This window comes from Micromonospora sp. NPDC092111, assembly GCF_044755745.1.
GTDB lineage: Bacteria > Actinomycetota > Actinomycetes > Mycobacteriales > Micromonosporaceae > Micromonospora.
The window spans coordinates 527,943-554,046 of sequence record NZ_JBIVRQ010000001.1; the positions used below are offsets into that span (position 1 = coordinate 527,943).

At 72.6% G+C, this 26,104-nt stretch carries 22 protein-coding genes and 1 pseudogene; 9 read left to right on the top strand and 14 right to left on the bottom strand.

Features of this window, described 5'->3' with window-relative positions:
- Positions 1-3: 3 nt before the first annotated feature.
- The gene (locus ACIQG9_RS02190; RefSeq protein WP_400397551.1) at positions 4-1,416 is read right to left on the bottom strand and encodes a condensation domain-containing protein; all 1,413 of its coding nucleotides are present in this window, start codon (positions 1,414-1,416) and stop codon (positions 4-6) included.
- 114 nt (positions 1,417-1,530) lie between these two features.
- Here ACIQG9_RS02190 and ACIQG9_RS02195 point away from each other — a divergent pair, with 114 nt between their 5' ends.
- The 3 genes from ACIQG9_RS02195 (at position 1,531) to ACIQG9_RS02205 (ending at position 3,996) form a co-directional block, all read left to right on the top strand.
- The gene (locus tag ACIQG9_RS02195; protein ID WP_400397554.1) at positions 1,531-2,247 is read left to right on the top strand and encodes a 4'-phosphopantetheinyl transferase superfamily protein; all 717 of its coding nucleotides are present in this window, start codon (positions 1,531-1,533) and stop codon (positions 2,245-2,247) included.
- 86 nt (positions 2,248-2,333) lie between these two features.
- Positions 2,334-2,615 carry a phosphopantetheine-binding protein gene (locus ACIQG9_RS02200; RefSeq protein WP_400397557.1) on the top strand — a complete coding sequence of 94 codons (282 nt, stop codon included), beginning with the start codon at positions 2,334-2,336 and terminating at the stop codon, positions 2,613-2,615.
- Positions 2,616-2,673: 58 nt separating this feature from the next.
- A complete protein-coding gene (locus tag ACIQG9_RS02205) occupies positions 2,674-3,996 on the top strand; it encodes a glycosyltransferase (RefSeq protein ID WP_400397560.1) in 1,323 nt (440 codons plus the stop codon).
- A 3-nt stretch (positions 3,997-3,999) separates the two neighbouring features.
- On the opposite strand, the gene ACIQG9_RS02210 is transcribed toward ACIQG9_RS02205, so the two are convergent.
- The 5 genes from ACIQG9_RS02210 to ACIQG9_RS02230 form a co-directional block, all read right to left on the bottom strand.
- The gene (locus ACIQG9_RS02210) at positions 4,000-5,247 is read right to left on the bottom strand and encodes a beta-ketoacyl-[acyl-carrier-protein] synthase family protein (protein WP_400397563.1); all 1,248 of its coding nucleotides are present in this window, start codon (positions 5,245-5,247) and stop codon (positions 4,000-4,002) included.
- 109 nt (positions 5,248-5,356) lie between these two features.
- Positions 5,357-5,617 carry an acyl carrier protein gene (locus ACIQG9_RS02215; RefSeq protein WP_400397566.1) on the bottom strand — a complete coding sequence of 87 codons (261 nt, stop codon included), beginning with the start codon at positions 5,615-5,617 and terminating at the stop codon, positions 5,357-5,359.
- Between the two features lie 392 nt (positions 5,618-6,009).
- On the bottom strand, positions 6,010-7,257 hold the full coding sequence (locus ACIQG9_RS02220; RefSeq protein WP_400397569.1) for a cytochrome P450: 1,248 nt from the start codon (positions 7,255-7,257) through the stop codon (positions 6,010-6,012).
- An 84-nt stretch (positions 7,258-7,341) separates the two neighbouring features.
- Positions 7,342-8,925 (bottom strand): mucoidy inhibitor MuiA family protein, encoded by a 1,584-nt coding sequence (locus ACIQG9_RS02225; RefSeq protein WP_400398760.1) that lies wholly within the window; start codon positions 8,923-8,925, stop codon positions 7,342-7,344.
- Between the two features lie 97 nt (positions 8,926-9,022).
- The gene (locus ACIQG9_RS02230) at positions 9,023-9,412 is read right to left on the bottom strand and encodes a hypothetical protein (RefSeq protein ID WP_400397572.1); all 390 of its coding nucleotides are present in this window, start codon (positions 9,410-9,412) and stop codon (positions 9,023-9,025) included.
- Between the two features lie 434 nt (positions 9,413-9,846).
- Here ACIQG9_RS02230 and ACIQG9_RS02235 point away from each other — a divergent pair, with 434 nt between their 5' ends.
- A complete protein-coding gene (locus tag ACIQG9_RS02235) occupies positions 9,847-11,253 on the top strand; it encodes a DUF1996 domain-containing protein (RefSeq protein WP_400397576.1) in 1,407 nt (468 codons plus the stop codon).
- Between the two features lie 122 nt (positions 11,254-11,375).
- Here the strand turns inward: ACIQG9_RS02235 and helR are convergent, their stop codons facing one another.
- The 5 genes and pseudogenes from helR to ACIQG9_RS02260 all read right to left on the bottom strand — a co-directional run bounded on the left by helR (position 11,376) and on the right by ACIQG9_RS02260 (position 18,212).
- Positions 11,376-13,514: an RNA polymerase recycling motor ATPase HelR gene (gene helR, locus ACIQG9_RS02240; protein WP_400398761.1), complete on the bottom strand. Its 2,139-nt coding sequence runs from the start codon at positions 13,512-13,514 to the stop codon at positions 11,376-11,378.
- A 126-nt stretch (positions 13,515-13,640) separates the two neighbouring features.
- A pseudogene (locus tag ACIQG9_RS02245) lies at positions 13,641-14,888 on the bottom strand (glycosyltransferase); the annotation flags it as partial.
- A 398-nt stretch (positions 14,889-15,286) separates the two neighbouring features.
- Positions 15,287-17,128: a M48 family metallopeptidase gene (locus ACIQG9_RS02250; RefSeq protein ID WP_400397579.1), complete on the bottom strand. Its 1,842-nt coding sequence runs from the start codon at positions 17,126-17,128 to the stop codon at positions 15,287-15,289.
- 457 nt (positions 17,129-17,585) lie between these two features.
- Positions 17,586-17,984 (bottom strand): cupin domain-containing protein, encoded by a 399-nt coding sequence (locus ACIQG9_RS02255; RefSeq protein WP_400397582.1) that lies wholly within the window; start codon positions 17,982-17,984, stop codon positions 17,586-17,588.
- A gap of 30 nt (positions 17,985-18,014) precedes the next feature.
- Positions 18,015-18,212 carry a hypothetical protein gene (locus tag ACIQG9_RS02260; protein ID WP_400397585.1) on the bottom strand — a complete coding sequence of 66 codons (198 nt, stop codon included), beginning with the start codon at positions 18,210-18,212 and terminating at the stop codon, positions 18,015-18,017.
- Positions 18,213-18,546: 334 nt separating this feature from the next.
- Here ACIQG9_RS02260 and ACIQG9_RS02265 point away from each other — a divergent pair, with 334 nt between their 5' ends.
- Complete coding sequence (locus tag ACIQG9_RS02265; RefSeq protein WP_400397588.1) at positions 18,547-19,566, top strand: zinc-binding dehydrogenase; 1,020 nt, start codon at positions 18,547-18,549, stop codon at positions 19,564-19,566.
- 80 nt (positions 19,567-19,646) lie between these two features.
- Here the strand turns inward: ACIQG9_RS02265 and ACIQG9_RS02270 are convergent, their stop codons facing one another.
- The gene (locus ACIQG9_RS02270) at positions 19,647-20,213 is read right to left on the bottom strand and encodes a hypothetical protein (RefSeq protein WP_400397592.1); all 567 of its coding nucleotides are present in this window, start codon (positions 20,211-20,213) and stop codon (positions 19,647-19,649) included.
- A 190-nt stretch (positions 20,214-20,403) separates the two neighbouring features.
- Here ACIQG9_RS02270 and ACIQG9_RS02275 point away from each other — a divergent pair, with 190 nt between their 5' ends.
- Together ACIQG9_RS02275 and ACIQG9_RS02280 are read left to right on the top strand one after the other, a co-directional pair.
- Entirely contained in the window at positions 20,404-20,793 is a 390-nt protein-coding gene (locus ACIQG9_RS02275) for a hypothetical protein (protein ID WP_400397595.1), read from the top strand.
- Positions 20,790-21,287 (top strand): TetR/AcrR family transcriptional regulator, encoded by a 498-nt coding sequence (locus ACIQG9_RS02280; protein ID WP_400397597.1) that lies wholly within the window; start codon positions 20,790-20,792, stop codon positions 21,285-21,287. Before ACIQG9_RS02275 ends, ACIQG9_RS02280 begins: the two co-directional genes overlap by 4 nt.
- Before the next feature lie 105 nt (positions 21,288-21,392).
- On the opposite strand, the gene ACIQG9_RS02285 is transcribed toward ACIQG9_RS02280, so the two are convergent.
- A complete protein-coding gene (locus ACIQG9_RS02285; protein ID WP_400397600.1) occupies positions 21,393-22,769 on the bottom strand; it encodes a pyridoxal phosphate-dependent decarboxylase family protein in 1,377 nt (458 codons plus the stop codon).
- 377 nt (positions 22,770-23,146) lie between these two features.
- On the bottom strand, positions 23,147-23,869 hold the full coding sequence (locus ACIQG9_RS02290) for a VOC family protein (RefSeq protein WP_400397603.1): 723 nt from the start codon (positions 23,867-23,869) through the stop codon (positions 23,147-23,149).
- 198 nt (positions 23,870-24,067) lie between these two features.
- Between ACIQG9_RS02290 and ACIQG9_RS02295 the strand changes: the two genes are divergently transcribed.
- Positions 24,068-25,027: a DUF4034 domain-containing protein gene (locus tag ACIQG9_RS02295; RefSeq protein ID WP_400397615.1), complete on the top strand. Its 960-nt coding sequence runs from the start codon at positions 24,068-24,070 to the stop codon at positions 25,025-25,027.
- Positions 25,028-25,231: 204 nt separating this feature from the next.
- On the top strand, positions 25,232-26,029 hold the full coding sequence (locus tag ACIQG9_RS02300; protein WP_400397617.1) for an SAM-dependent methyltransferase: 798 nt from the start codon (positions 25,232-25,234) through the stop codon (positions 26,027-26,029).
- Positions 26,030-26,104: the final 75 nt, after the last annotated feature.

Here is a 26,104-nt window from a genome sequence, read left to right on the forward strand (position 1 = left end):
CGGTCAGCCGGTGGCCGACCCGGGCGTGACCCGGGTCGGTGCCGCCGGATCGAAGGCCGCCTCGACGGCCACCTCCTCCACCCCGTGCAGCAGCGCCTCGACCTGTCCCTCGGTGAAACAGGCCAGGTCGAAGATCACCTGGAGGAAGACGGTGTCCGGGTGGTCCTCGACCGTGATGAACGCCTGCTCGTGCAGGTGGTCCAGGGTGCCGTCCCAGACCAGGAACGTCTCGGCCGCCTTGCGCCGGATCTGCTCCGGGGTCACCCGCTCGTCCCGGGCGCCGTCCTCCGCGGCCTGCCGGGTCACCACCCGCCGGTCGTTGATCCGGCAGGTGACCCGGGCCGGATAGCCGCGCTCCTCGTCCAGCCGCGAGCTGACCTCCGCGAGCTGGACCGGGTCGTAGTAGGCGTACATGCCGGCGGCGACCGAGGCCCGGCGGGCCCGCGTCACCACCTCGTCCACGGTGGTGTCGGTGGCGTCGACGGTGAGCACACCGTTCTGGCTGAGCGGGGCGATGGCCTCGGCGAAGCCCGGCCGGAACCGGTTGCCGACGATGAGCTTGGCGGTGAGCGGGCTGACCCCGGTGGCCCGCCCGATCGCGACGGCGATCACCGCGAGCAGCACGCGCGAGGTGTCCGTCCTGGTCCGTCGGGCGATGGCCCGCACCGCGAGGTAGGCCGCGGGTGAGCTGAAACGACCGTGCCAGAACCGCCGGCCGTGTCGGCCCCCGGGATTGGTGGGCTCGCCGAAGGTCAACGGCGGGATGGACCGTAGCTGCGACTCCCAGTAGCGCACCGCCCGGTCGCTGACCGCGCGCAGCGGCGGCGTCCGCTCGCGCCGGCCGAGGTCGAGGATCTGCACGGTACGCGGATCGCGGGTGCGGCGGGCCGCCAGGTCGACCAGCCCGAGGTCCGCCATGAGCAGCGCGGTCGCGGTGCCGTCCACCACGAGGTGGTCGAAGGTCAGCACCCGGTGCACCAGGGAGCCGCGATGGCGGATCACCGCCATCCGCACCGACCAGTCCCGGTACAGGTCGTAGTGGGTCAACAGGCGGGCGTGCCCCAGCTCGTAGGCGTACTTCGCGACGTCGGCCGGGTCGGCGTCGTCGGGGACGTCCACGACGTCGAGGGCCATCTCCCCGGCCGCCGCCACGACCTGGCACGGCTCACCCCGGTCGTCGACGCCCAGCCGCATCCGCAGTGCGGGGTGACGGCTCATCAGGTCGCTGAGCTGGGCCGCCATCTGCTCCACGGTGACCCCCGCCGGCACCGGGTGCGCGCCGCTGACGTTGTGCGTCCACCCGGTCTCCCGCATGTCCTGCATGATCGCCTGTTGACCCCAGGTCAGTGGCGCGGTCCCGCCGCCCGGCCCGGCGAACGGGACGGGAACCTGCGCCTCGGCGCTCTGCTCGAACATCGGTCCATCAGAGCAACGCGCATCGGCGTGTGTCAACGCCACAAAACGCCCCGGCAGGCGGACCCGGGACCGCCGTCGCCCGGCGCGCCGACGGTGGGCGTTAGGGTACCGCCCATGCTGGACCCCGTCCGAGTCTGGATCATTCCGGTCCGGGTGACCCCGGACGAGCTGGCCAGGTGCCGGGCGGTGCTCGACCCCGACGAACGGGCCCGCGCCTCGACGCTCGCGGACGCCTCGACCCGGGACCGGTTCACGGTCGCGCACGGTGCGCTGCGCATCCTGGTCGGCCGGGCCCTGGACGCGCCGCCGGAGAAGCTCACCTGGACCCGGGGCCGGTACGGCAAACCGGCGTTGACCGGTCGCTGGGCCGGGCTGCACACGAACCTGTCGTACTCCGGCGACCTCGTCGCCGTGGCCGTCAGCGGCGACCGCCCGGTCGGGGTCGACATCCAGCATCTCGCACCGGGCCTGGACGCGGTGGCCATGGCCACCCGGTTCTTCGCCGCCGAGGAGGCGCGGCACGTCGCCTCGGGACGCGACGCCGGGGTCCGGGCCCAGCGGTTCGCCTGGTTGTGGGCGCGCAAGGAGGCGGTCGTCAAGGCCGCCGGTGGCCGGCTGTGGCCCAACCTGCGGATGCCGGTGCACCAGGGCGAGGTGGTGGAGTGCGTCGCGCCGAGGGGCCTGCACCGGCTCACCGACGTCGGGACACCGGCCGCGTACCGGGTCGCGGTCGCCCTGGCGGACGACGCGCCGTACGTCGTCGAGTCGTTCGACGGTCCGGCCGCCGGGTGGGCGGCCGATCCGGATCCCCCACCTCGGCACACTCGGTGAAGATCGACGTACCCGTTGACACTCGCCGATCTCGTTTGCTCTGATGACTCCATGTTGGAGCGCAAGGTCGATTCCCAGGGCCACCGGTGCTAGAGCAGGGCACGGCGACGACGGCGCAGTTGCGCGAGCAGGTCGTCGACAGCATCACCGCGTTGCTGACCCGGATGCTCAGACCCGAGGCACCCGTCACCGTACGGACCCAGCTCATGGACGAGCTCGGCCTCAGCTCCTCGCTCGCCCTGGAACTGCTGCTCGAACTGGAGGACGAGCTGGAGATCCAGATCGACGTGGAGGATCTGGACGAGGACCGGATGACCACGGTCGGCGACCTGGCCGACTACATCACCGGTAACTCCACCCCCCGCTGACGGCCCGCCCCGGAGGCAGCGCCGGGCACCCGCACGGACGGCGTTCTGAAGGAGTCGCATGCCGACCATGGACCAGCCGAGCCTGAGCGTGGTGATCCCCGCCCACAACAACGGCTCCGCGCTCGACACCACCCTGACGTCGCTCACCCGGCAGAGCCTGCCGTGCGAGGACTTCGAGGTCATCGTCGGCGACGACGGCTCCGCCGTCGCGCTGGGCCCGATCGCGGACAGCTACCGCGACCGGCTGCGCATCAGCTACGTACGCAGCGAAAACAACCGTGGCCGCAGCGCCAACCGCAACGCGGCGGCGGCGCGGGCCCGCGCCGACACGCTGGTGTTCCTGGACGCCGACACGGTGGCGCACCCCCACCTGCTGGAGCGGCACCGGGCCTACCATGCCGAGCGCGGCGGCCGGCCCGGAGTGCTGCTGGGCCAACGGTACGACCTCGACTGGGCCGGCGCGGACGCGCTGCGCCGGGGCGAGCCGGTCGTCGCGGGGATGCTGGACGCCGAGCGCGGCGACCCACGCCTGGAGGACACCGCCCATCCGCAACGGATGCGCGACTTCCCGAGCGCCCCCTGGGTCCTCGGCCTGACGCACAACGCCTCGGTGGACCGCGAGTCGTTCCTGCGGGTGGACGGCTTCGACGAGGCGATGGTCAAGTGGGGATTCGAGGATCTCGACTTCTTCTACCGGGTCTTCCACCTGCACGACGCCCGACCCGACCTGTTCCGACTGGACGTCGAGGCGCTGTCGTACCACCTGCCCCACTTCCGCAAGACGTCCAACGGGATCGCCTCGATGGACAACATGAAGTACATGCTGCGCAAGCATCTGCGTTACGACGTCGAGGTGCTGTACGCGATCAACACCTTCGGGCGTCACCTGGGCCGGATCCGGCTCTACGGCGAGGCCATCGACGCGTACCGGCGGCAGGGGCTGGGGCGTCCGTCCGCGCTGCCCGTCCCGGTGCGCGACGCGCTGGCCACCAGCACCGCCCTGGTCATCGGTCACGGGGTGTCCGGGTTGGCGCTCGGTGCCGGGTCGCACACCTTCGACCACGACGCGCCGCCCGGCGCGACCAACTCGCACCTGCTCGGCACGGTGCTCCAGCAGTTCAAGGCCGGCACCCTGGACCTGATCGTGAACATCGACCTGTGGCGGTGCCTCCTGCCCGACGACCTGCCGGCCTTCCTGACCAGAGGACTGCTCAAGGCCGACCGGATCGAGCTCGTCGCCAGCCACAGCGAGTTGGACCAGCAGTCGCTGCTGCCGGTGCCGTTCGTCGCCGACCTCGGCTACCTGACCGACATGCTAAAGCCGCACTTCGACGTCACGGTCAGCGTGCACGACGCCGCGACCCTGCTCACGGTCCGCTGAGCCTCACCCGGTCGCGGACGCCCCCGGGTGCCCCAGCACCAGGCTGACGTTGTGGCCGCCGAAGCCGAACGAGTTGGACATCACGGTGGCCACCGGGACCGGCCGCGCCTGCTTGCGGATGTGGTCGACATCGTCGGCCGGATCCGGGTCGTCCAGGTTGTGGGTGGGCGGCAGCAGGCCACTGCGCAGCGCCCCGATGCCGATGGCGGCCTCGATCACGCCGGAGACGCCGAGCATGTGCCCGGTCACGCCCTTCGTCGAGCTCACCGGGGGCGAGCCCGCACCGTAGACGTCGCGCATCGCCGCCACCTCGGCGGCGTCACCGGCCTTGGTGCTGGTGCCGTGCGCGTTGAGGTATCCGATGTCGTCGGGGCGCAGGCCCGAGTCGCGCAGGGCCCGGCGCATGCACTCGGCCGCACCGGATCCGTCCGGACGGGGGGTCGTGGGATGGTAGGCGTCGTTGGTCGCGCCCCAACCGAGCACGTCGGCGTGGCGGCGGGCACCGCGCGCCACGGCGTGCTCGGCGCGCTCCAGCACGAACACGCCGGCGCCCTCGCCGAGGACGAGACCGTTGCGCCGGCGGTCGAACGGGCGACTCGCGGCCGTCGGGTCGGGCCAGCCGTGGGCGAGCGCCCGGGCGTTGCCGAACGCGTCGGCGAACGTCGGGAAGAGCGGTGCCTCGGCGCACCCGCACAGGACCATGTCGGCCTCGTCGGCGCGCAGGATCCGCAGCGCCTCGCCGATTGACTGGGCGCCGGCCGCGCACGCCGTGCTGATCGACGAGGTGTACCCACGGATCCCGAACTTGATGGCGATGCGCGCCGCGCCCATGTTCGGCAGCGTCCCGGGCAGCAGGTACGGGCTGACCCCGAACCTGCCCCGCTCGGCGCGCTGGAGCACCTGGGTCTCCAGGGTCGACAGCCCACCGACGCCGGAGACGATGACGGCGATGCGGTAGGGGTCGACGTCCCGGCCCACCTCGACACCGGCGTCGGCCAGCGCGTCCTCGGCCGCGCGCAGCGCCATGACGAAGGAACGGTCCACGACGCGGGACTCCGGGCCGGGCAGCACACTGGCCGGATCGATCGCCGGGCTGAACGCCGCGACGTCGACGATCCCGTGGACCGGGTGCCCCTCCGGTGGTCGGGCGAGCCCGGACCGGCCGTCACACACCGCGGCGAACACCTCGGCGGCGGAGGTGCCGACCGGACTCACCAGCCCCAGGCCGGTCACCGTCACGCCGCTGCGCACGCCCGTCGCTCCCGGTCGAGCCGGCCGGTCACCGCAGCGGCCCGCCCCGCCGCCGTCGACCCACGGCGGCGCGTCCCCCGGTCGGCGCGGGGCGGCGCTCCGGACACGGTCAGTGCGCCGACGCGGTCGGGATGCGCAGCGCCACCGTGCGGCAGAACTCGCCGACGGTCATCATCGCGAGCGACTCGGCCTCGTCGTCGTCGAACTTCACCCCGAACCGGTCCTCCACCCGCACCGCGAGCTCGGCGAGACCGAGGGAGTCCACGTCGAAGCCCGCCGGACCGAAGACGGTGTCGTCATCCGCGTCCTCGATGTCGTACTTCATCTCGATCAGCGCGGCGAAGAGAAACGAGCGGATCTCATCGGTCATGTCCGGTGTTTCCTTTCGGGAGGTCGGCATCGGCACGGGGTGGCGGGCGGGCCCGCGGACGCGGCCGGCCCGATGTCGGGGGTGCCGGGGAGGTGCGCCACAGCGGGCGCGGGTCGGCGGGCAGCGGAGCCGTCCGGCCCCGGACCGGCCTGGTGCCGACGTCCACGACACCGCGTGGTCGTCGCCGGTTCGGCTGTGCGGAGCACACCCTCCGCATAGGATCGACCTTACTCAATCAGGCCGGATTCGCAAGGTCCACCCGGGACCGGAGCGGCCGGTCAGCCGACGCCCGCAGGCCGGCCGGGCGGCCCGGATCGCGCGGTATCCCCACCAAGCAGGACGCACCGGATACCACGCCGCGCCGCCCGTCCCGGCACCTCCCGCCCGGTCCGTCAGGGCTGGGCCGGCACCGGCTCGGTGAGGCGCACCAGCAGCTTGTCGTACCCCCGGAGCATGAGCTGGCGTCGCTCGCCGGGGTCGGTCGCCAGCGTCAGCGCCGGGAACCGGTCCAGCAGCCGGGGCAGGACCAACCGGCCCTCCGCCCGGCCGAGGGCCGCGCCGAGGCAGTAGTGCGGTCCGGCGCTGAACGCCAGGTGCCGGTTGTCCGTACGGGACGGGTCGAAGGTGTCCGGGTCCGGGAAACGACGCGGGTCCCGGTTGGCCGCGCCGGTCAGCACCAGCACCGACTGTCCGGCCGCGACCGGCAGGCCGGCGATCTCGGTGTCCTCGGCGGCGAACCGTACCGCGAAGTGCACCGGCGGCTCGTACCGCAGGATCTCCTCGACGTACGAGGAGGCGAGCGACGGGTCGGCGCGCAGCGCGGCCCGGGCGTCGGGGCGCTCGACGAGCAGGGCCAGCCCGTTGCCGAGCAGGTTCGCGGTGGTACGGAACCCCGCGTTGTACATGATGATCAGATTGGCCAGCAGCTCGGCCTCCGTCAGCCGGTCGGGGCTCTCGTCCCGGACCCGCGCGAGGGCCGAGACGAAGTCCTCCCGGGGGTCCGCCCGACGCGCGGCCAGCAACTCGGTGAAGTACCCGGTCAGCTCCACCGCCGCGGTGTTGGCGGCCCTGATCTCCCGGAACGAACGCGGCCCGATCTCCAGCACCGCGTCGAACGCCCGGACCCGGGACGGGAACCACGCCCGGTCCCGCTCCGGCACCCCCAGCAGCTCGCCGACGACGTCGCTGGGCAGCGGCAGCGCGAACGCGGCCATGAAGTCCACCGGTCGGCCGTCCGCGCCCGCCTCGGCGAGCCCGTCGAGCAGCCCGTCGGCGATGCGGAGGATCGCCGGCTCCAGCGCGGCGACCCGGCGGGCGGTCAGCACCTGGCTGAACAACTGGCGGACCCGCGTGTGGTCGTGCTCCGCGACGTTGAACATGGACGCCTGGAGGGTCCGGATCACCGGATGGTCGCGCCACCGTACGCCGCCACGGTCCAGGTACTCCGCGTCGAGGACCCGGAAGACCGGATCGCGCAGCACCCGATGGGCCGCCTCGTAACCGTGGACGACGACGGCATGCGGGTCGCCGGGGCGGAGCCCGACCGCCTCCCCCCGCTCGTGCAGCCTGGCGTAGAACGGGTAGGGGTCGCGCCGCACCTCGTCGCCGAGCAGGTCGTCGAGGGAGATGGAGACACCCATGGCCACTCCTCGGGTGGATGTGCACGGGCGGAAGATCCAGTGACCATAGACTCACCGCCGACGATGTGTCTACGCCGACGGTGGTCACTCCCGCCAGCCGGCGAGTTCCACCCCCTTGGCGAGTTCCACCCGGAAGCCCATGGTGATCTCGCCGCTCTCCCCCGGCCCGAGCCGCAGCCGCCAGGTCAGCTCGCCCAGCTCGGTACGCTCGTCCGGCGACGGGACGAGGGTCGGGTCCCGGACGACCACCGCCTCGTCGCGGGACACCGGCAGTTGGTCGCGTACCTCCACGGTCGCCGGCCGGGGCGTGTGGTTGACCACGCTGATCCGGTACTCCACGTCCCGTCGCCGGGTCGAGCCGAGCGTGGCCCGGGTGTCGGCACGCCGACCCAGCTTCCGTTCCACCCGGACCCGGTCGTCCACCCCGAGCGCCAGCTCGGTCTCCTCGCCGGGCGCCCACCTCGGCAGCCGGGTGGACGCGACGAAGTCGGCACCGTGGAAGACCGCCGCCGGGCCGGGCAGCAGCGTGTGCGTCGAGGTGTTGCGGACGGTCGCCCGCAGGTACGCCTCGGCCGCGTGGACCGGCACGGACACATGGTCCAGCCGGACCGGCAGGTCCAGCACGGCGATGGTGGCCCGGTACGCGCTGCCGTCCGCCGGCACCGCGACCGGGCGGGCGGGCCGGTAGGTGGCCGCGGTGACCCCCTGCTCGACCGAGGCCGCGCTCTCCCGCAGCCGGGGGCGCGGCGCGGCGGACCGGGCCGCGCCGCCCGCGCCGACCGGCGCCGCGCCCGGCGCCGGGGGCGGTGGCACCGCGCCGAAGCTGGCCGCCGACATGGCCGCCACCGGGGGCGCCGGCCGGACCCGGTCCAGATACCAGGGCGTCAACTCGGGTACCCCGGCAGCCGCCGCCGGGCGGGCGGTCGAGAGCTGGAGTGCGCACTCCGGCCAGTCCTCACCGGTGTCCTGGGTGACCAGGCCGAACCAGGTGACGGTCATGGTGTCGTCGACCAGCCGCAGGTCGTAGGAGGGCTGCCAGCGGGCCCCGTCGACCAGGTAGGTCAGCTCCAGGTCCAGCTCGGCGTCGTCGGCGTCCACCGTCACGGTCACCTCGGCGGCCAGCCGGTCCGGTTCCCGCTTGCCGGCCGCGGCGGCCAGTTGCCGCTCGACGGCCGCCAGCTCCTCGGTCAGGTCGGCACGCTGCCGGGCCAACCCGCGTTGCCGGCGGTGGGAGTCGGCGAGCTGGGCGGCCACCGAGTCGGCGAAGGTGGCCACCTCGGTCGGGCCGGCGTCACCGGAGGCCAACGTGCGGGCGTACGTGCCGCCGGCCCGCTCGGCCAGCCGGGCGAGGAACTGCCGGCGCTGCGCCTCGATCTCGTACGTGTCGTTGACCTCGGCCAACTCGTCGGCCAGTTCCCGGCCCCGCTGCTCCAGTTCGCGGACCTGACCGTCGGTGCTGCGTGCCTGCCGCCAGGTGGTCACCTCCACGCCGAGCACGGTGGCCGCGCCCCCACCGCCGACCCGCAGCGAGTCCCGGTGCAGGCCCAGCGGCAACGGCGCGACACGTACCCGGTGCTCACCGGCGGCCAGCCGGGCGCTGCCCCGGCGGGTGACCCGCGCCCGGTCCGGGTAGACGGTGACACCGACGACGGGCGCTTCGATCTCCACTGCGTTCACGGCCGCGAGGGTAGCCGGACCGTGCCCGTCACTCCCGGCGGACCGTACCCGTGGCCCGGCGGACCGTGTTTCGTGGCCCGGCGGACCGTCACCAGCCGCTGAAGGCGACCAGGAAACCCAGCCCCAGCCCGCCGAGCACGAACAGGTAGCCGACGCCGATGAAGAGGGCACGCCGGTACCGCAGCGGGAAGGGCAGGAAGCCGGCGAGGGCGAGCAGCACCCCGAGTACGGCGCCCCCGGTCGGAGCGCCCAGCACCACCAGCTGACCGAACGGCCCGCAGATCATCAGCCCCTCGGTGCCCTCGGTGCCGCAGCCGTCGGCGGCCATCGGTAGGAACATCCCGACCAGTGCCACGGCCAGGGCGAGCACGACCAGGACCACGACCGCCACGACGGCGCCGACCGTGGCCGCCACCCCACCCCGGCGGTCGCCCACCGGAAGCGTGGCACTGCCCTGCGGACCGCCCGTGACCACCATGTACGTCCTCCTGCCGCCGAAAGTCCCCGCGCCCGGGTACGACGGGAGGTCGGCCCCGACCTCCCGGTCCACCGGGCGCGGGGACGAGCGTAGGTGGCGGGGACGGACCCCTGCGACGGCCGACCAGGCGGACTGTCGACGCCGACCGGCGCATGATCGTCGACGACGAGGCGGCTCGACGCGCGCCTCGTCACCGAGGTGATCGCCGGCTGGCGTCCCACTACCCGCCGCTGCTGTCGCCACAGCCACCGGAGCAGGAGGAAGCGGTCGATGCCCGGCGCGGAGGGCCGGGACGGCTCGTCACCAGAGCTGGGCGTGCACGCCTTGCGAGGACCGGACACATTTCATTGACATCCTTCGAAATGCGGCCCAAAGTGAGCGCAAGAGAGCGCTCTCTTACCAGGTCGTAACCTCAACGACACGAAGGAGGAGCCATGCAGCGGTCGGTCCCCCGCCTCCACCACCGATTGCGACTACGCACCGTGGTGGTCGGCGTCGCTCTCACCGCACTGATCGGCACGTTCCTCACCAGCCAGGCCCTCAGCAGCGCCGACGCCGCCGAGGTCCCGCTGTCACAGGGACGTCCGGCAACAGCGTCATCGGCCGAGAACGGTGGCACGTCCGCCGCCGCGGCGGTCGACGGCGACCTGGGCACCCGTTGGTCGAGCGCGTTCAGCGACCCGCAGTGGCTCCAGGTCGACCTGGGCGCGACGGCCACCATCACCCGCGTGGTCATCAACTGGGAGGCCGCGTACGCGACCAACTTCACCATCCAGACGTCCGCCGACGGCGCCACCTGGACGACGATCAACACCACCACCAACGGCACCGGTGGCGTCCAGACGCTCACCGTCGGCGGCTCCGGCCGGTACGTGCGGCTGAACACCACCAAGCGCGCCACCCAGTACGGCACGTCACTGTGGGAGTTCCAGGTCTTCGGCACCGGCGGCGTCCCGACCTCGCCCAGCCCCAGCGGCCCCGCCGGCGCCGGCTGGATCACCATGGACCAGGCGAAGTGGAACGCCCAACTCGCCGCGTTCAACGCCATGACCATCAACCCGGCGCCCGCCAACGCCGTACGGGTCTCCGAGTTCAACGCCACGTGCACCTACAGCCACTCGAAGAAGGACGACCCGATCGTCTTCCCGGGCCTACCCGGCGCGTCGCACATGCACAGCTTCTTCGGCAACCGCAGCACCGACGCGAACACCACCACCGACAGCCTGTTCGCCAACACCTCGACCACCTGCGGGCCCACCCAGGACCTGTCCGCCTACTGGGTGCCCACCCTCTACGAGAACGGCGTCGCCCTCGAACCGAGCGGCAACTTCGTCGTCTACTACGGTTCGCGGCTGACCGACCCGACCAAGACCGTCCCGTTCCCGCAGGGGTTCCGGATGATCGCCGGTGACGCCAAGCGGCAGGTGGCCACCCCGGCGGGCTCGGTCAACCAGTTCTACTGCGCCGGCGCCGGTGGCGAGATCGGTCGCAGCGCGGACGGCAACTGGCCGCGCTGCGCGCCGACCGCCAACCTCACCTACCAGCTCGTGTTCCAGGACTGCTGGGACGGCGTCCACCTGGACAGCCCCGACCACAAGTCGCACGTCTCCTACTCCTACGACGGGAAGTGCAGCGGCGCCTTCCCGGTCGCCATCCCGAACATCTCGTTCGTCTTCTCCTACCGCACCAGCGGCAGCCTGGACGGCTTCACCCTGGCCTCGGGCATGGCCTCGTCGATCCACGGCGACTCGTTCCTCGCCTGGGACAACGCGGCACTCGGCCACCGGGTCAAGGACTGCATCATCCAGAAGGCCAAGTGCAACACGGCCGGCACGTTCTGACCCGACCGCCGTCCGCAGCGCAGAAGGGTGGCCCTGGCGTCGGCCAGGGCCACCCGGCGGCGGCGGCGTCGCCGGACCGGCGAGACGACCGCCCCCGGTCGTCGAGGTGGCCGGTCGCGTGGTCAGGGGCTCGTGAGGATGACGAGTTGCCGGGTCGCCCGGGTCATCGCGACGTAGCGGTCGACCGCGCCGCCGACACCCTCGCCGAACGCCTCGGGGTCGACGAGGACGACCAGGTCGAATTCGAGCCCCTTCGACAGCTCCGGGGTCAGCGACCGGACGCGGGACGTCGCCCGGAAGGCAGGATCGCCGATGACGCAGGCGGTCCCGTCGGCGTGCGCGGCGAGCCAGGCGTCCAGAATCGAGCCCAGGTCAGCAGCGGATCCGTGTACGACGGGGACGCCGCCATGACGGATGGAGGTCGGCACGTTGGCATCCGGGAGCACCGCCCGGATGACCGGCTCGGCTTCCGCCATGACCTCTTCCGGCGTCCGGTAGTTGACGGTCAGGGTGGCCAGGGAGATCCGGTCGAGCCCGATCCGCCCGAGCCGTTCCTGCCACGACTCCGTGAACCCGTGCCGGGCCTGGGCGCGGTCCCCGACGATGGTGAAGCTGCGGGACGGGCAGCGGAGCAGCAGCATCTGCCACTCGGCGTCGGTCAGCTCCTGAGCCTCGTCCACGACGATGTGCGCGAACGGGCCGGCGAGCCGGTCGGGGTCGGCGCCGGGCGGCACGGTCTCGTTGACGAGGGCGTCCCGCAGGTCCTGCCCGCGCAGCATCGGCATCACGCCTTCGGGGTCGTCGTCGGCCTCGATCAGGTCTTCGACGACCCTGTCCAGGTGCACGCGTTCGGCGGCGAGGGCGGCCTCGTGGCGACGCCTACGCCGGGACGCCTCCGGGTCGCCGAGCCGTTGCCGGGCCGCGTCCAGCAGCGGCAGGTCCGACACCGTCCAGTCCCGGGCGGCCGCGCGCTGTAGCTTCCGCACGGCGTCGGGGCCGAGCCAGGGCGCGCACCTGCGCAGGTAGGCGGGGACCGACCACAGGTCGCCGACGAGGTCGGTCGGGTCGAGCAGCGGCCAGCACCGGTTGACGGCCGTGAGCAGCTCCCGGTTCCGCAGCAGCGACCTGCGCAGCAGGTCGGCCGGCTCGTCGCCGTCGTACTTGTCGATCAGGATCGTGAGCAACTCCGCCCAGACCTCGTCGCGCGCCTCGTTGTGCGGCGTGCCGGGTCCCGGTGCGGCGAACGCCTCGGCCCAGTCGTCGGCACTCAGCCGGATGTCGGACTCGCCGATCGTCACCGTCATCGGGGTGGTGGGCGGCTCCTCGTAGAACCGCACGGCCGCCTCGATCGCCTTCACCATCTCCGCGGACGACTTCAGGCGGGCCACCTCCGGGTCGGCCTCGACCGCCGCAGCGGCTCCCTCGGCGACGAGGTCCCGCAGGGTGCAGGTCTGCACGTCCTCCTCGCCGAGGCTGGGCAGGACGTCGGCGACGTAGGCCAGGTAGGGCTGGTGCGGACCGACGAACAGCACGCCGCCCCGGCGGTGACCGAGGCGAGGGTCGGCGTAGCGCAGGTAGGCCGTGCGGTGCAGCGCGACGACGGTCTTCCCGGTACCCGGGCCGCCGTCGACGACCAGCGCGCCCCGGGATCCGGCCCGGATGATGGCGTCCTGGTCGGTCTGGATGGTGCCCAGCACGTCGCGCATCCGGGGCGACCGGCTGGCGCCCAGGCTGGCGATGAACGCGGACTGGTCGTCGAGCGCGGCGTGCCCCTCAAGCCCGTCCGGGGTGAACACCTCGTCCCAGTAGTCGCTGATCCGGCCGAGGGTCCAGCGGTACCGGCGGCGGCTTGCCAGACCCATCGGGTTGGCGTGGGTCGCGCCGAAGAACGGCTCGGCCACCGGGGACCGCCAGTCGACCAGCAGCCGACGCCCGGCACTGTCGGTGAGGCCACGTCGCCCGACGTACCCGGGCTCGGGGTCGTCCGCGCCGACCATGCGTCCCAGGCACAGGTCCACGCCGAACCGACGCAGGTCCCGCAGCCGGGTGGCCAGCCGGCGGATCTCCTGGTCCCGGTCCAACGCCCGCCGGCCGGCGCCGCCGGGCGCCCGGCGCTCGGCGTCGAGGCGCTCGGACAGTTCGGCGGACACCACGTCGAGGCGCTCCGCGATGGCCGCGAAGTGCTGCTCGTCGCGGGCGATCAGCGTCGGGTCCGCCTTGGGGCGGAGTTCGTCGGGAAGGTCGAACACGCTGGTGGTCAGGGGTTTCCCGGACAGTGGCGGCGGTTCTCGGTCGACCGCGCCGAGCAGGAGCCGCGCGGCCACCGTCGCCCCGTCGGCGCGGATCGTGCCGGCCACAACGGTCGCCCGCGCCCGGGTCTCGGGAGTCAGGGCCTTGCCGAGCGCGGCCGACAGGGACTCGACGGTCGGGATCGGACCGTCGTGCGCCGCGCCGATGCCCAGCTCGGCCACCCGGCCGGCCCAGTACGGCTGGTCCGCCGCCTGGGGTACCACCACCTGGGGCACGCCGGCCCGGGTGGCCGTCGTCGTGGTGCCCGCGCCGCCGTGGTGCACCACGGCGGCCACCCGGCGGAACAGTGCCTGCTGGTTGACCTCGCCGACGACGAGGCAGTCGTCCCGGTCGTCGATCAGGACCAGGTCGGCCCAGCCGCGTCCGACGAGTACGCGGCGGCCCTGCGCGCGGACCGCTTCGATGGCCACCCGGGCGGCGTCCGTCGACGCGGGCAGGGGCATGCTGCCGAAGCCCACGTACACCGGTGGTGTGCCGGCGTCCAGGAACGCCGCCAACCGGGCCGGGAGCGGGCGTTCGTCCGGCAGGATCCACGCGCCGGTCTGTACGACGTCCAAGCCCGGCGTCGCCCGCCACGGGTCCAGGATCGGGTCCGTGGCCAGCCAGGGCCGGTCGCCGATGACGTAGTCGCGGACGTGGCCCACCGGGGGCAGGCCGATGGACGCCCGGTTGGTGTTGAGCGCCTCGCCGAACAGCGCGTCGATGCTCCGCGCGTCCAGGTCCCACCGCGCCCGGTTGTCGGTCGCCTCCGGCGGGAACGGCCGGCCCACGTACGCCAGCGGCGGATGGTGCGGCGACGGCAGGGTACGCGGCTGGAAGGTCACGTACACGGAGCGGATGCCCAGCTTCTCGGCCACCGACCGCGCGCCGGCCGCAGCCGGCATCGTGCCGGTCGCCACCAGCACGTCACATCCCTCGGCCGCCACGGTGACCGCGTCGAACTGGCTGGCGATCAACTCGGCCGCGCGCCGGGGCAGGTCCGCCAGCGACGGCGGCGCTGCCGCAGTTGTCGACGCCCGCGCCGACCGGCCGACGGGCACCAGCGGCACGCCGGCAGCGGCCAGCCGCTCCGCGAACTCCTCGTCCGGCGGGGCGCACACCCGCACCTCCGCGCCGAGTGCCCGCAACCGCACCGCCAGCCCGACCAACGGTTCGACGTCCCCGCGCGACCCGTCCGTCGACAACAACAAACGCATGTGGTGAATTCCATTTCTGCAGGTCCTGGCCCTCGGCGGATGATTCTGCGGCAGGACCCGGGTCTTGCCGCAAGCCCCCAGGTGCGCTATATTCTGAAAGTGGAAAGGAGCGCAAGCTCCAGTTTCCATTCATCGTCCGCCGGCCGGACAACCTCCCCGCGAAACGGCGGCGCGCCGCTTATGACGGTCCGGCGGTCCAGGGAAAACTCCCCGAGGGCCCACAGATACGGCCTCGGAACGAGAATTTTCACCCGCTTCGACAAGACCGGCACGAATGGCGTCGAGCCGCCGCTGTTTCACGTGGTCCGCCGGACGCGAGCGCTACATAACGGCCGCCGACGACGCCACCGAAAAGGGCGACGCCGCTGAAAAGTCGGAACTCTTTCGAGAGTTGTCGTCCCGCCCGTGGATAATGGCGCAGCCGAGGAATGGAAGGGCGTCACGGCTCCGGGGCGGACGAACTGAAGCTCGCCCAGCCCGATCGGTGGCCTGGGCGGCCGGCCCGACGAGCAGACCGCCCAGGCGGTTCAGTCGTTGATCCGCTGGAAGACCTTGAGCAGGGTGTCCCGGCTGCGCTTCTCCAGCAGTTCGCTGGCGTACAACTCCTGCATCGCCACCGTCCGGCCGTCGTGCAGGGTCAGTTGGGCCTTCACCGGCACCTGCTTCGTCACCTCCACCGAGGTGATCTCCTCGTACGGCAGGAACGTGTGCCGGGCGGCCAGCTCCGCGACCGGCGTCGCGCCGAGCAGCGCCGTCAGTCGCTTGGTGCCCTCGCTGGACTTGCCCGCGTCGGCCATCAGGATCAGCCCGTTGTCCAGCACCAGCACGTCGTGTTCCCGGCCGTCGATCTTGATGTTGGCCAACGCGCCGATCACGTCGGCGTGCCGGGCGGTGACCCGCTGCTGCACCACCGTCGCGCCGGCCAGGTCGATCCCCAGCGCGGCGAGGCGGGCCAGCGCCTCGTCCAGAGTCTGCGGGGAGACGGCCAGCGCGGCGACCTCGGCCAGGTCGCACGGCTCGCCGGCCGGGTCGACCAACTCCGCCGGACCGGTCCAAGACAGCCGCCAGGAGGCCCGGCCGGAACGGACCGCCGCGTTGTCCAACAGCGTCTCCATCGGCCCGGCGAAGTGGACCGCCGCCTCCTTGCGGGTGGCGTTGCCGAAGAACTGCTCCGCGAACTCGCCCAGCCGGCCGGCCCGGACCAGCTCCAGTACGGTCGACAGGCCCGGCTGCGGGGTGCCGGTGAAGCGTCCCGCCGCCCGGTACACGCCGTCCGCCTGCTGCTGCACCGACGCGGCCACGGCGGCGGCGGTGAACTGCGGCCAGGGCAGCACCTGGCGGCGGCCGGGGTCGACCACCAGGGCCTGCAACTGCCGCCCGGTGGCGGCGAGGTCGGCGAGCAGGAGCCCGGCGGGCCGGTCGTCGGGTACCACCGTGCCGGCCGGCACGTCCGCCATCGCGGCGACCCGGACGCCGATCGGCGGGTGGGTGTCCCAACGCGACGCCGCCCGCTCGGGGGCGTTCTCCCGCAGCTCGGCGAGCTCGTCCCGACGGGCCTGCAGGAGCTGGCCGAATCCGCCGAAGAGGTCGTCCGGCGCCAGGTCGGCCGACCAGCCCGGCTCCACGTACCGGCGCATGTAGAAGCCCCAGGCGGCGTCCAGCACCGGGAGCGTGCGCAGCGCGGACGTCGCCGCCTGGTGCCCGGCGAGCAGCACCGAGGACCGGTCGGCCTCCAGTTCCTGACGTCGGGACGCGGCGTTGTCGACCATCAGGTAGAGCTTCGCGTAGCCCTTGAAGACCAGGCCGATCGGATTGCGCGGGCTGATCCGCTCGATGGTCTCCTCGATCGCCAGCCGGCCCCGGTACGCCACCCCGCCGAGCCGGGTGTGGCTGCCGGAGTAGTGGCCCAGCTCGTGCGCCAGCACCGAGCGGAGCTGGTCGATCCGCAACGCCTGGAGCAGCGGCAGGCCGACGTAGAGGGTGCGCCGGCCGCCGACCAGGCCGAGCAGCCGGCTCTGCTCGCCGACCGCGGCGTTCACCTCGGGCACCAGCCGGATCTCGTCCGGGGCGCGGGTGCCGACCGCGCCGGCCAACTCCCGTACGATGGCCCAGAGGCCCGGCGCCTCGCGCTCGCCGAGGATCAGGCCGGGCGCCGGTTCGTTCCTCGTCCGGATCGCCTTCCACAGCCCGACGGCCACCGCCCCCAGCGCGATGACCAACGGGATCAGCAGCTTCCCGGTGACCACCGCGTTGGTGTGGCTGAACAGCCAGACGCCGAGCGCGGCGACGGCGGCGAGCTGGAGCAGCGCGACGACGTAGAAGCCGATCAGCATGACCACCGAGGCGAGTGCCCGGTACGTCGCGGCCATGGTTCTCTTCCTTCCCCACGAAGACCTGCCGAGCTGGCAGGCGCGCAGGGGACCGTATGACGTGGATCTTCCATCGGCAACCCCCTTCCGGTCCGACCACCACGCCTCCGGCCGACCCGGTCCGAGGTCCCACCCGCAGCAACCGTGCCCAGGCAGGCTGAGAGTGCGCTGACGTCGCGCTGACACCCCTGCGTCCGGCCACCACGAGGCTCCGCGCAGCGGCAAGATCATCTTTATCCGCGCTCTCCCGCGCGGGTGGCGACCACCGACGAAGCGGATATGCCGCGGTGTCATGTTCATGCCGGAGCGGCATACCGCTGTCGGGCATGACACCCACAGGCGGGAGACATTCGGGCGGAATCCCCGGTCCGTCCCCTCGTTAGCCCGACCACGGCACACCGGTCGCCATGGGTACCACGCCGGACGGGCACGCCAGCGAGGGTCCGCGGGCCGACGGTCAGCGTCGCCCGTACTCCTCGTCGGTGACCAGGTCGCCCCACTCCGTCTCCGGCCCGCCGTCGGCCGGGGCTTCCCACATGGCGAGGTGGGTCATGAAGTAGTCGGGGGTGGCCCCGTGCCAGTGCCACTCGCCCGGCGGGGTCCACACCGTGTCGCCCGGACCGATCTCGACGACCGCCCCGCCACGGGCCTGGATCAGCCCGCGCCCTTCGGTCACGTGAACCGTCTGCCCCACGGCGTGGCGGTGCCAGGCGTTGCGGGCGCCGGGGGCGAAGCGGACCACGTTGACCCGCATCCGCGACGGCTCCTCGCCCTTGGCGATCACGTCGTACCAGGCGTCGCCGGTGAAGGTCTCGGCCGGCGCCTTCACCGTCGGCTGCTTGTCCACCATCTCCATGCTCACGCTCCTGCCTGTCGCATTGTCAACTCAGCCCTCGCCCGGCAGCGGGGACTGCTCGGCGGCCCGGGGCGGGACCCGTTCCGCGGGGACGGCGGTCCAGCTCGCCTCGCGGCGCAGCCCCGGCACCCGCCGACGGCCACCGTAGGCAGGCAGGCCCGCCTGCCCGGGGGTGAGCTTGGCGCGGCGGGTGGCGAGGAAGTCGCGGATCTCGGTTCGGCTGTCCACGTCCCCGACGCTACGTCGGCCGCCGCCGGCCGAGGGAGGTTCTGGCATTACCTGGCACGGCAGTCACCGCCTCACCGGCGTCGACCACGGTCGGCTTGCCGCACCGGCCCGGCCGGGCCGGCCGGGTGGACCGGTGTCGGGCCGGCGGGCGGGCAGCGCCAGGGAGTTTCTGTCAGTACCCGCACCGACAGGGCCTCCCTGGCCCCAGGAGTGCCTGTTTTGATGGCTGTCGGCAGTGCGGAGCCGCGCCGGATGCCAGAAGCTGAGCTGGTGGAGACGCCGGCCGTGGCCACGGCGGGTGCCGGCGTCGAGAGACACCTTCGGAAGGAACCTCATGCGAGCGACTGTGATGTACGGGGCCGGCGACGTACGGGTGGAGGAGGTGCCCGACCCGGTGATCGAGGAGCCCACCGACGCGGTCGTCCGGGTGGTACGCACCTGCGTCTGCGGCAGCGACCTGCACCCGTACCACACCATGCCCGCATCGGGGCAGGGCACGCCGATGGGTCACGAGTTCCTCGGCGTCGTCGAGGAACTCGGCTCCGGGGCGGCCGGGCTGAAGCGGGGCGACCTGGTGGTGGCGTCCTTCGCCTTCCAGGACAACACCTGCGACTTCTGCCGCGAGGGGGTGCAGACCTCCTGCCGCCACGGCGGGTTCTTCAACACCGCGCAGGCCGAGTTCGTCCGCGTCCCGCAGGCCGCCGGCACCCTCGTCACGCTGCCGGTGGAGGAGGATTCGCCGCTGCTGCCGTCGCTGCTGACCCTCGCCGACGTGTACGGCACCGGCTACCACGCCGCCAGGCGCGCCACCGTCAACCCGCGGACCACCGTCACCGTGATCGGCGACGGTGCGGTGGGGCTGCTGGCGGTGCTGTCGGCCCGGCAGCTCGGCGCGGAACGGATCATCCTGATGGGCCGGCACAAGGCCCGCACCGACCTCGGCATCGAGTTCGGCGCCACCGATGTCGTCGCCGAGCGCGGCGAGGAGGGCATCGCCCGGGTGCGGGAACTGACCGGCGGCGACGGCACCCACGCGGTGCTTGAGGCCGTCGGCTACCGGGAGGCGTACGAGCAGGCGCTCGGGGTGGTCCGCCCGGGCGGGGTGATCAGCCGGGTCGGGGTTCCGCAGTACGACGAGGCGCCGATCGGCTGGGGCCTGTTCGGCGGCAACCTCACGCTCACCGGTGGGCCCGCCCCGGTGCGCGCCTACATCGACGAGCTGCTGCCCGGCGTCCTCGACGGCACCGTCGAGCCCGGCAAGGTGTTCGACCGCACCGTCGGCCTCGACGAGGTGCCCGACGGGTACCGGGCGATGGACCGCCGCGAGGCCCTCAAGGTCCTCGTCCAGCCCTGACCGTTCACCCCGTCGCGGTGAGGTAGCGGCGCGCCGACCAGCCGAACGGGTCGGCGCGGTGGACGGGTCGAGGCGGCGGCCTACTTCATCATGCTGAGCAGCCCGAGCTCCGGCCGCAGCGCGCCGTCCTGGCCCAGTGACAGGAAGTCGGCCTCGACCGCGGCCCGTTCGAGCACTCCCGCTCGCACCGCCGCGTACCGCACGACCGACCAGACGAAGACGTCGAGGTTGTCGAAGCGGCTGTCGCCCTCGACGACCTCCTCCTCGTGGAACCAGAAGCCGACCTGCCCGTCGGTCAGCACCACGTAGAGGTTGCCGCCGCCGTCGGCGCCGATCGAGTAGACATCGTCGTCGGTAAGTTCTGTTTCGTAGTCGGCCTCCAGGATCCGGCAGTCGTTCCCGGCGAAGTCGAAACCGTAGGACCAGTGGTACATGTCCAGGAACTGCGGCATCCGGCCCGACCGCACACGGCGATCCAACGCCGCCAGCGCTGCGGCGGTCGCTGGCGGAAGGCGGTCGAGCATCGGCGCCACCGACCGGGTCTCCACGGGAACGGTGACGGGAGGGCCGCCGGGGAACCACCGCGCGAGGTCGGCGTCGAGATCGCGTTCGACGTAACCGATCAGATCATCAGGGGTGAGCGTCACCGGCGGATGCTAACCCGGGCCGCCGACACCCTACGCCGCACGGACGCCGCGGCTCGTGGCTCCACGCACCTGGTCGATCCCACCCGGGGCGACACCCTCGACCAGGTTCACCACCCGAACTTGCCTAGCTAACAACGTTAGCCTACCGTCGTGGCTAACGTTGTTAGCCCAGCTTCGTCCGGGAGAAATCATGAAGGTTCTTACCCCCGCCGCGTTCGGTCGAGCCATCCTGTGGGCCTGCGCCGCAGCCGCGGCCGCAGCCGCGATCTCGTCCATCTCGGTGGTATTGGAAGCAGACGGGCCGACGAAGCTGGTCGAGACCTGGCGGGGGTACGGCTACGCCGCCTTCGCCGCCTTGTTCGCGGTGCTGGCCCACCGCCCTGACACCTCCCTCGGCGTATGGGCGGCGGTGATCCTCAACAAGATCGCGCTGACCGTCACCGCGGTGGTGTACCGCAGCGAGGCGTCCATCGCCGGCACCGACACGGTGATCGCCTGGGACGGCGCGCTGTCGGTCCTGCTGATCATCGCCTTCGTCCTCACCCGGGGCCGGGCACCTCGGGTAGCAGCGACGCGATGAGCCGCCGGGACGAGGTCATCGACGCGGCGGAACGCATCCTCGAGGCCGAGGGGTTCGAGGCGCTCACCATGCGCCGGCTGGGTGCCGAGTTGTCGATGCGTGCCCCATCGCTCTACAAGCACGTCGCCGGCAAGCCCGAGGTCGAGGCCGCCCTCCAGGAGCGGGCGCTGCGGGGCATCGGCGCGGCACTCGCCGCCGCCGGTCCCACGCTAGGCGACCTGGCCGCGGCGTACCGCGCCTGGTCGTTGGCACATCCCCGCCTGTACGAACTGTCCACCCGACGGCCGTTGCAGCGGGATTGCCTCGCCTCCGGAGTCGAAGCCGCCGCCGCGGCCCCCCTGCTCGCCGCCGTCGGCGGCGACCAGGCCGCCGCGCGGGCACTCTGGGGGCTTGCCCACGGCCTGGTCGACCTTGAGCTGGCCGGCAGGTTCCCGCCCGACGCGGATCTGAGCGCCGCCTGGTCCGCCGCCGTCCACGCGTTCGGAGGCGGCTGACCGCACCGGCCACGGGTCCACCCGGGGTCGGCGACCCCGCTGTTCGTCACGCCCGCCCGGTCGAGCTGAGCCCCGCTGGCCTGCATCGCGCCGGTCGGCGGCAGATCATCGAAGGTGCGTGGCGAGTCGGGTGATCGCGGCGACCGACCGGTCCACGTCCGTCTCGGTGGTGGTGGCGTTCGACACCGAGATCCGCATGAATCGCCGACCCCGCCAGGTCGTACCGCCGGCCCAGCAGGTGCCGTCCGCCTGCACCGCCGCCACCACCCGGTCGGTACGCGCGTCGTCGCCGAAGCCCACCAGCACCTGGTTGAGCACCACCTCGTTCGCCACCTCGAACCCGGCCGTGGTCAGGCCCTCGGCGAACCGGCGGGCCAGCGCGCAACAGCGGTCGACCAGTGCCGTGACCCCGTCCCGGCCCAGTTCCCGCAGTCCGGCCCAGACCGCGAACCCACGGGCCCGGCGCGAGGACTCGGCGGTGAGGTCCGCGCCCGCCGGCACCGCGCCGGAACCGACCAGGTACGCGGCGGTGTAGGACATCGCCGCCGCGTGTACGTCGGGCCGGGCGCAGAACGCGAAGGCCGAGTCGTACGGAAGGTTCAGCCACTTGTGACCGTCGCAGGCCCACGAGTCGGCCAGTTCCAGCCCGTCCACCAGGTGCCGGGTGGCCGGGCTGACCGCCGCCCACAGCCCGAACGCCCCGTCCACATGCACCCAGCCACCGTGCCGGCGGACCAGTTCGCACGCCTCCCGGAGCTGGTCGCAGGCGCCGGTGTTCACATTCCCGGACTGCAGACACACGATGGTGGGGCCCGGCGAGCCGGCCCGCAGCACCGCCCGCAGCGCACCGAGGTCGACGGCGCCGTTCGGCCCGGCCGGCACCGCCTCCACCACCTCCGTGCCGAGGCCGAGCAGACGCAGCGACCGGTCGATGGTGCCGTGCCGCTCGGCTCCGGCGATCACCCGGATCGGCGGCGCACCGAGCAGTCCACGCCGCTCGACGTCCCACCCCGCGTCGGCCAGCACCTGGTGTCGAGCCGAGGCGAGCCCGGCGGTGTTGGCCGCCTGGGCGCCGGTGACGAATCCGACCGATGCCGACGCCGGGATCCCCAGCAGGTCCTTCAACCAGCCACCGGCGGCGGCCTCGGCGGCGATGGCGGCCGGCGACGTGACGGCATTGGTCGCGAGCTGGTCCCACCCGGCGGCGAGAATGTCGGCCGCGGTCGCCGCCGGCAGAGCGCCGCCGACCACGAAGCCGAAGTACCGCGGGCCGGCGCTCGCGACCAGACCGGGCTCGGCGGCGGTGAGCAGGTCCGCCAGCACCCGCTCCGGCGGGCAGGGCGCGGCAGGCAACACGCCGCAGAACGCTTCGGCCAACGCCGCCTGGTCGATCGGCACTCCGACCGGCCGGCCCGGCAACGACCTCCGATAGCCAGCCGCGTGGTCAGCAGCCAAGCGGAACAGACGACCCGGTTCCTCCATCGGCGGAGCGTATCCCCCGGAGCCCATCGGGCTCGCGCGCCGGATCATTCGCGAGTGCGGTGACCGCCGACGGCTACCGGTTGTCACGGATACCCCCGGGTGAATCCTGACGCTGAGTCAATCTCACGCGGGTCGCGACCACTGGCGAACCGGGATCACCCGCATCTGGGCAGTCCGCAACCCGGAGAAGCTCCGGCCCTGGACGACGGGTTGACGCGCGTCCACGCGCCTCCGGGTGCGGGGTGTTGTCCGATGCCCGGGGGCGACAGCCTGCCCGACACCGAGATTCGCCTCCCCGACGCCGATGCGACAGGTTGGCGTCGGCCAGCCGATGATCGCGACCTGCGGGGTCGCCGCCCACCCGGGCCTGGTCGCGCCTATCGGGGGGTCAGGACGCGGAACTCGTTGCCGTCGGGATCGGCCAGCAGCACGCCGCCGACCTCGTCCTGGGCGGTGTCGATGCGGGTCGCCCCGAGCGAGACGAGACGGTCGACCTCCGCCTGCTGATCACCGTCGACGGGTGGAGCGAGGTCGAAACGCAGCCGGTTCCTCCCGGTTTTCGGCAGCAGTGGCGGACCACCCCAGGTGACCTTCGGACCGCCGTGCGGCGAGCGGATCGCGGTCTCCTGGTCCTGGTCCCAGACCAGCGGCCAGCCCAGCGCCGCGCTCCAGAAGTAGCCGACCTCCTGCGAACCGTCGCAGGCGAGCGCTCCGATGAAACCGCAGTCGGCAAGGAAGTTGTTGCCCGGCTCGATGACGCAGAACTCATTGCCTTCGGGGTCGGCGAGCACCACATGGCTCTCCTCCGGGCCTTGGCCGATGTCGATGTGCCGGGCGCCGAGCCGGAGCGCCGTCGCCACCGTCTGCCGCTGGCCTTCCAGGGACGTGCTCGTCAGGTCGAAGTGCATCTGGTTCTGGCCGGTCTTCTGCCCCTGGGTGGAGAGAAACCGGAGCCGGAACCCGGTGTCGTCGCTCGGCAGGAGGACGATCCCGTCATCCGGATCGTCGGTCATCTCCCAGCCCAGGACGCCGGCCCAGAAGCGCGCGAGACGGAGCGGGTCGTGCGCGTCGAAAGTGAGCGCCAGAAGGTGAGTGGTCATCCCGCCCGCATCTCCGATCTACCGACACGTCCGCTTTGCCCATGAGGAGGGCAACGCTAGGTCGCTCGGGTCCCGCGACGCAACGCGAATACCTGGGACCGCCGCCGACCTGGTCCTGGACCCTCCTGGACCTCGGGCATCCGTCGGCTTCGGCGCGTGCCGATATGATCTCCGCCCTGGCACGGGAAGGAGATCCACATGTGGCCGTTCAGGAAGCGCCGGCAGTCGACCGGTCTCGCCGTCGATCCGGCCTACGGGGACCCGCAGGCGCGGGCCGTCATCGACGCGCTGGCCAGCCAGGACTGGCGTACGGTCCGGGACATCCTGGCCGCCTCGACCGATCCGGACGCCCGGGCATTTCTGATGGACGCCGCGGCTACCGTCGACGGCGTACAGGACTGGATCGGCGAGTGGGTCGACGCCGAACCGCATTCGACGCTTCCGGTGCTGGTCCGTGGCTGCCACGCGGTGCAGTGGGCCTGGCAGGCCCGAGGCGGGAAGCGTGCCGAGTCCACCAGCCAGGACCAGTTCCGGGAGTTCGCCCGCCGGCTCCGGGTCGCCGAGAACCTGCTGGACGAGGTCGTCGCCCGGGACCCGGACGACGTGACTGCCCGAGCCTGGCTGGTCACCTCCTCGCGGGGCCGTCAGGTCGACCACGCCGAGGCCGGCGCCCGCTTCGACGAGGTCGTGAAGCGGCACCCGACGCACCTCGTCGCACACGAACAGCGGCTGCAGTACCTGTGCCCCAAGTGGTTCGGCAACGAGGAGCTGATGTTCGCCTTCGCCCGGGAGGCCACGGCCGCCGCACCGGACGGCAGTCTGTTGCCGGAGCTGCTGGCCGTCGCGCACATCGAGAAGTGGCTGGAGTTGCCGGTCGAGGAGAGCGACGCGTACATGCAGTCCGCCGAGGTGTGTGCGGAGCTGTTGGCCGCGGCCGAGAAGTCGATCTTCCATCCGGACTTCCGGCCGGCCTTCGGCTGGGTTCCCCGGGGGTCGGCGTTCGCGCTGGCGCTGGAGCTGGCCCACGAGTTCGACGCGGCGGCGCGGGTCTTCGAACTCCTCGGTGACCAGGTCAGCGTGTGGCCCTGGAATTACGTCGGTGATTCCGTCACGGCGTTCACGAGGTCCCGGGAGTGGGTGTACGAGAACCTGTCGTAGCGGCCGACGGTTGCGGCTGCCACAGGATGCTGCGTCCGTTCGGCGTTGGTCGAGCTGCGGGCCGCCGAAGGTCAGTTGGTGGCGACGAGCCTCCGGCCGCGCCCGCCCGCGCACCGTCCACGGTGGACGTTCGCTCGGGTAGGATACCGGCCGTACCCGCCCAGGTGGCCCAGACCACGACGACCCCCTGCGATAGGAGCCGGTATGGCTGGCCCGGATGCCGAACTCGCCGCGACGATCCAGCCCGACGTGCCGCACGCGGCGCGGATCTGGAACTACTGGATGGGCGGCAAGGACAATTTCCAGGCCGACCGGGCGGCCGGCGACGCCGTGGCCGAGGTATACCCGGAGATCGTCGTCATGGCCCAGCAGTCCCGCCGGTTCCTGGTGCGGGCGGTGCGCTTCCTGGCCGCCGAGGCGGGCATCCGGCAGTTCCTGGACATCGGGACCGGCCTGCCCACCATGCAGAACACCCACGCGGTCGCCCAGGGCGTCGCGCCGGAATCGCGGATCGTGTACGTGGACAACGACCCGATGGTGCTCGTGCACGCCCGGGCGCTGCTGGCCAGCACGACCGTCGAGGGCGTCACCACCTACGTGCCCGCCGACTACCACGACCCGGAGAGGATCCTCGCCGAGGCGGCGGACACGCTGGACTTCGACCAGCCCGTCGCGGTGATGTTCATGGGGGTGCTGGGCTACGAGCCCGACCTGGGTGTGCTGCGCTCGATCGTCGAGCGGACGATGAAGGCGACCGCGTCCGGCAGCTACCTGGTGCTGTGGGACGGCACCGACACCAGCCCGGCGGTGGTCTCCGGCGCCGAGCGGCTGGCGGAGAGCGGCGGCGTCCCCTACCTCCTCCGCAGCCCGGCGGATCTCGCCCGCTGCTTCGACGGCCTCACCATGGTGGAGCCCGGCCTCGTGCCGATCCCGCTGTGGCGTCCGGACGACCCGGACGCCAAGGGCATCGACGCGTACGGCGCGGTCGCCCGCAAACCCTGACCGCCGAGCCGGCCCACCGCGCCCGGCAGGGGCCGGGTCCACAACCCGCAGCCCTCTTTAATGAGGGCTGTCTAT